The organism is Pseudogemmobacter sp. W21_MBD1_M6 (genome assembly GCF_052119585.1).
Classification (GTDB): Bacteria; Pseudomonadota; Alphaproteobacteria; order Rhodobacterales; family Rhodobacteraceae; genus JBGQOJ01.
Map to the genome: position 1 here is coordinate 1 of NZ_JBGQOJ010000059.1, position 5,156 is coordinate 5,156.

Here is a 5,156-nt window from a genome sequence, read left to right on the forward strand (position 1 = left end):
TGGTCTCCGGCCACCTTCAAACCGGTAGCGCCGAGGTGTGGAGCTGAAAACTCGTAAAAATCGAGGTGCCCTTAAGTTGATGGTCTCCGGCAAACTCGGGGCGATTCAGGTTGGTCGCTTCGTTCAGACCAATGAGCAACTGTACCCTCTTGCCCTCTCGTGCTGCCTCCAAAAGCTGGTCGGGCTGCGTAAAATAGGGTGCTGCCAGATGCAGCCGCGATGACCCCGCAATCAGGTGCGTAAAGGGATTGATGACAAAATCCTTATTTGGGCCGTTTGAAAATATCCTGCTCATACCGCTCCTCGTCGAAATGCCGATCGGGAACTGCCTGCGAGCGCTTCCGTCACGTGACTATACTATATGGCATACATTCAGTCGGCAAAGTGTGATGCCTTCTTGCTATGTAGTTCGCGAATGCAGCGAATGGCAGGTTCGGCGCGCTGCGTCGCAGCATTTTGAAGGTTGATCGAAAGTCCGGATTGGGCCGATTTTCCGGGATGGACGGCTACCAGAAGGCTGGATCGTTGAAGGCCTGGACGCAGCGTGATGGCCCCTTGAACGGCGTCAGCGCCGCATTGTTCAGAGACTGGCCCAGCCAGCCTTCGGGATGCCGCAAGGGAAAAGGCGCAGGCACGTCGTTCTCAGTGATGACCTTGAAGCCGGCGCGCCCGTAGAAGCCCGGATCGCCGTAAGTCACCGCGAGTCCGACGCCTTCCTGCCGAAGTTCCTCAAGGCCGTGGGAAATCAGTCTCTGCCCGATGCCCTGACGCTGCTGGCCGGTCGCCACAGCTACAGGGCCGAGGACGAACACCGTGCGGTTGTCGCCCTCGTAGTTGAGCCGCGAGAAGAGGATCGCGCCAGCCAGTTCGCCACCATTCCAGGCGGTGAAGACCCGAAGATCCTGCGTGGGCGTCTCCGCCATCAGGCGGCGGGCCAGATCCCCAATCAACACGCCTTCGTTTGAGCCCTCCGAGGCGGTGAAGGTCGCTGTGAAAAGGTCGGCGATGGCCGCGGCACGTCCCTTGTATTCGGCCGAAAAGTCCATGTTCTTATCCCCAACTGCGGACGCAATCTGCGCCCGTTAATTGAAAACCGTATGCCTCACTTGTCATATGCAGCGAAAGTCTGAAATGACGGGCCGCATCGCATCGTGAAGAGGTCAAGGCAGGTGACCGCTCTGGGCCGTCAGTGAAGACGGCCCGGTTCCTTAAATTTCAATGGCCTCTGCAATCGCAAGAGCATCCTCAAGCTCGACACCGAGGTATCTGACTGTGCTGTCCATTTTCGTGTGGCCCAACAGCAGCTGGACCGCACGCAAGTTGCCCGTCTTCTTATAGATTTGCGTCACCTTGGTCCGACGCATCGAATGGGTGCCGTAGGCGCTCGTCTCCAGGCCAATCGACGTCACCCATTCACGGACAATCCGCGCATATTGGCGGGTCGAGATGTGAAGGCGTTCGTGAAACCGACCGGGCCAGAGGTATTCAGATCCAACCATCAGCGGGTCTTGCATCCACCTTTCCAGTGACGCCCGCGTGCCTTCAGAGATTTCGAAGCGGACAGGTTTCTGCGTCTTGCTTTGCAGGACTGACGCCCGTTCCTTGATCTGGCCGGACGCCATGACATCGACCACTTTCATTCTGACCAGATCACAGCCACGCAGCTTGCTATCGATAGCCAGATTGAACAGCGCTAGGTCGCGATGGTTCTCGGCCAGTTCAAGCCGAACCCTGATTGCCCACACGTGCTTGGGCTTGAGCGGTCGCTTCTGGCCGACGATGCGACCTTTGTTCCAGGCGGGGCGAAGCGCGCGAATGGCCGGTAAGTTTGGTGTTTGCATGATTGATCCTCCGATCCGCCACGCCCTCCCACAACGACAACCCGACGTTGACCGACGCAACATACCACATGTTGCTGCGCTGCATCCGAGGTCGGCGATGAGCCCACTGCAGACAAACTGATAGGTCATGGTAAGCTAGCGGTGTAGAATCAGACAGACCAAGGCAGCAGGTTATGTCCCGATCCCTTAGAAACCTTGTCGAACGACAAATCAGTAAGGCTATCGCCGAGGGACAGCTCAAGGGCTTGGAAGGCGAAGGGAAGCCACTGCCGGACCATGCCGGTGAGGCCTTCACCGATATGGCAACACAGGTAGCGGTTCGGATAATGGCCGAGGCAGGGGCATTGCCCGAAGAGTTCAAGATCAAGAAACTGCTCGAGCCGGCCAGACAGGCATATCGCGAAGCCAAGAGTGAAGAAGAGAAACGTTTGGCGATGGCTCTCATCGCTGACCTTGAGCAGCGGTACAATATTGCTGTCGAGGCACGAAGGAAGTTCATGTCGCGCTAATTGGAGCGAACGGCCACAAAGTCCGCAGGCTGTGTGAAAAGTCGGGCCTCCTCACGAATTCGCACCGCTTGTTTTCGGCAATCGCCAGATTGATGGCTCGGCTCGATCAGAGATCTCAAATATCTGCCGATTTTCTGCGTCTCTTGGTATCGCAAATGGTTTTCACACAGCCTCTCGGCTGAGCTACCGTTGGCGAGCAATAGACCGACCAGGCCATTCCGCCACTGTCATTCCCAGCCACATAGCGTAAGGGAAGTGGGACCCTGTGGAGAATGAATGATGAAAGAGACACTGAGCGTGCCGGAACTGGTTGCAACGGCGCAGGCCAAGGCAAAGACGTCGCAAGATCGCATTGAAGAAATTCGGAACGCGATGGACGGTCAGAACGGGTCCGACACCCAAGTTGAAGACCTTCGCGCAGCGACTGTTGCGCTTGAATTGAACGCGGTCGATATCTTTTCAGTTTTTGAAGCGCGGATGCAACGCCACTTCAAGCGGGGCCCGTTTTCACGTAAATTGAAAGCGATGCTGCTGGCTGCTGGACAGGCTGACCTCGCCGATAGGGTCCACCAACACTATCTGGCGATCAATGTGCTGAAACATGGAACAGGCGCGAGTTATCGGGAGTTGCTTACCAACAAAAGCACCCTTTTTATTGTGAAACCAGCCAATGACCTTATCGCCGATAACTCGCAGGCATCCGAAAGTCTTCTCGATGTCAGCATGCCGGGTTTCTTTGATGAGCTGACCGCGACTATTCTAGAAGCTTACCATTTTCTTGAAAAGAAATAGTTTTCTTATCTTTTGTACCGCGCCTGAATAGTCAATGGACGGCTATCTCAAGTGTCCGTTTCGAGCCCATGGCGACGAGTTTCCCCAACGCGACGGATGGCAGCTTGCTGTCATTGGAACGGCAAGTTGGCGTTGTTAAGGACCCCTTGGTCAGGTTAACAGGATGCCAACAACGGGCCGATCCAGCGCCCGTAAACTAGAAAGCCCTCACATCCTATGTCTGATCCGTGCCTGAAATTGGTATTAGTGACACCTGAAATTCCGTACAATACCGGTGCTATAGGGCGAACCTGTGTGGCACTAAATCTACAGCTGATCCTGATCAAACCCTACGGGTTCTCCCTAGACGAAAAGGCAGTGCGGCGGGCCGGAACGGACTACTGGAAGCACGTTCACCTCAGCGAATATGACAGCTGGCAAAGCTTCTTGGATGATCGAAGGCCACCGCGCGAAAGCATGTATTTTTTCGAAGAACATGGCGCGCAGAGCGTTTACGCGCCTGACTATCAGAACGATGCTTATTTGGTTTTCGGTTGTGAATCCAAAGGCCTGCCAATTGCGGTATTAGATGGCATGGACGATCGAACATTTAGGTTGCCTATGCTCGATCCACGCGTTCGATCACTCAACTTGGCGAACGTCGCCACAGCGGTTGTTTACCAAGCTATGCGCACTCAGCTGGGCGGTTGAAAGCTGCCATTGGCGCGGTCGCAGACTGAGCCCACTTTGTCCCGCACTACCGTCACTCGCCATCTCAAAATGCTGCACGATGTACGAATGGCCGGTCTGGCGAAGCTGCGTAGCAGCATCGTAACTGACTGCGGAGGTCCGGTTTGGGCCGGTCGCGTCTTGATGGGCGACCATAGTTTGCAGTTTTACAAAGTTCGCCTTCCTGCGCATTGCTGACCTTGATGCATAATGCAGCATCAATGTCATGTGAGTTATTGTCAAATCTGGTGTTTGAGGATTTTGGGTCATGCGGCGATCTGGCTATCTCGTGTGGTTTCAATTCCGTCTCTGAACGTGACCCCTGTGATGACTTTTGCGAGGTAGTCAAAGCCGCGCAGCTTCCCCCAGTTTTGCTCGGCGCATTGGCCGAGCTTGAACATCATGTGCAGCATACCATCTCGTGAAAGGCAGCCCTTTGCTCGCTTGGTGCGGTGCGGTGCCGGATCGTGGCGAAGGCGGATTCAATCGGATTGCTGGTGCGGATGCTTTGCCAATGCTGGGCTGGGAAGTCGAAGAATGCCATGAGTTCTTCGCGGTCTTTTTGCAGGCACGGCGCCGCCTTGGGGTATTTGGGTTCGCAGGTTTTGTGAACAAATCGAATGCCTTGTTCGCATCGTCCTTGGTCTCGGCCTGCCAGATATCGTGGATCGCGGCTTTGGCCTTTGGCTGCGACAGCTTGGGCAAACAGTTGAGCACGTTCATCGTTTTGTGTTGCCAACAGCGTTGATGGCGGGTCTCGGGATAGACTTCGTCCATTGCCGCCCAAAACCCCATTGCGCCGTCACCGATGGCCAACTTGGGGGCATTCATTCCTCGACTTTTGAGGCTGAGCAGAACCTCGCGCCAGCTCTGCGTTGACTCGCGCACCCCGTCCTCGATGGCCAGAAAGCGCTTCTTGCCGCGGGCCGTCACCCCGACAATGACAAGGGCGCAGAGTTTGTCATCGCCGCCCCGAAGCCCACTGTGGACGCCGTTAGCCCAGATATAGACGATTGGCTCGTCGTCTAAATCCGCCGCGCGCCATCCATCGTATTCCTTGGCCCAGTCTCGCTTAAGCCGGGAGACAGTATTCGCCGATAAGCCAGCCGCATCCGGGCCAAGAAGAACCTTCAGGGCCGCTCCCATTTCGCCGCTGGAAATGCCTTTGAGATAAAGCCATGGCAAGGCCGCTTCTAATGTCTTGGTTCGGTGCACATAGGGCGGCACCAGGTCCTACGAGAAAGCTGACATGGTCTTCGATCCGATGCACTATCTGCCTCTGCTGGAGCAGAAGGTCGGCGCATTG

The 5,156-nt window shown here is 55.7% G+C and carries 7 protein-coding genes; 3 read left to right on the forward strand and 4 right to left on the reverse strand.

Annotated features, from left to right (window positions below; all coding sequences use genetic code 11):
• Nucleotides 1-16: 16 nt before the first annotated feature.
• The 3 genes from ACEN2R_RS20670 to ACEN2R_RS20680 all read right to left on the reverse strand — a co-directional run bounded on the left by ACEN2R_RS20670 (nt 17) and on the right by ACEN2R_RS20680 (nt 1,841).
• Entirely contained in the window at nt 17-295 is a 279-nt protein-coding gene (locus ACEN2R_RS20670) for a hypothetical protein (RefSeq protein ID WP_442044789.1), read from the reverse strand.
• Between the two features lie 211 nt (nt 296-506).
• Nucleotides 507-1,046, reverse strand: a complete 540-nt coding sequence (locus ACEN2R_RS20675) for a GNAT family N-acetyltransferase (RefSeq protein WP_442044791.1) — start codon at nt 1,044-1,046, stop codon at nt 507-509.
• Nucleotides 1,047-1,208: 162 nt separating this feature from the next.
• Nucleotides 1,209-1,841 (reverse strand): tyrosine-type recombinase/integrase, encoded by a 633-nt coding sequence (locus ACEN2R_RS20680; protein WP_442044793.1) that lies wholly within the window; start codon nt 1,839-1,841, stop codon nt 1,209-1,211.
• Nucleotides 1,842-2,014: 173 nt separating this feature from the next.
• On the opposite strand from ACEN2R_RS20680, the gene ACEN2R_RS20685 reads away from it, so the two are divergent.
• From ACEN2R_RS20685 to ACEN2R_RS20695, 3 genes are all read left to right on the forward strand, one after another.
• On the forward strand, nt 2,015-2,350 hold the full coding sequence (locus tag ACEN2R_RS20685) for a J-domain-containing protein (protein WP_442044795.1): 336 nt from the start codon (nt 2,015-2,017) through the stop codon (nt 2,348-2,350).
• Nucleotides 2,351-2,626: 276 nt separating this feature from the next.
• The gene (locus ACEN2R_RS20690) at nt 2,627-3,142 is read left to right on the forward strand and encodes a hypothetical protein (RefSeq protein WP_442044797.1); all 516 of its coding nucleotides are present in this window, start codon (nt 2,627-2,629) and stop codon (nt 3,140-3,142) included.
• Between the two features lie 216 nt (nt 3,143-3,358).
• Nucleotides 3,359-3,832, forward strand: coding sequence for a tRNA (cytidine(34)-2'-O)-methyltransferase (locus ACEN2R_RS20695; protein WP_442044799.1), 474 nt, complete (start codon nt 3,359-3,361; stop codon nt 3,830-3,832).
• Nucleotides 3,833-4,195: 363 nt separating this feature from the next.
• Here the strand turns inward: ACEN2R_RS20695 and ACEN2R_RS20700 are convergent, their stop codons facing one another.
• The gene (locus tag ACEN2R_RS20700) at nt 4,196-5,077 is read right to left on the reverse strand and encodes an IS256 family transposase (RefSeq protein WP_442044800.1); all 882 of its coding nucleotides are present in this window, start codon (nt 5,075-5,077) and stop codon (nt 4,196-4,198) included.
• Between the last annotated feature and the right edge of the window lie 79 nt (nt 5,078-5,156).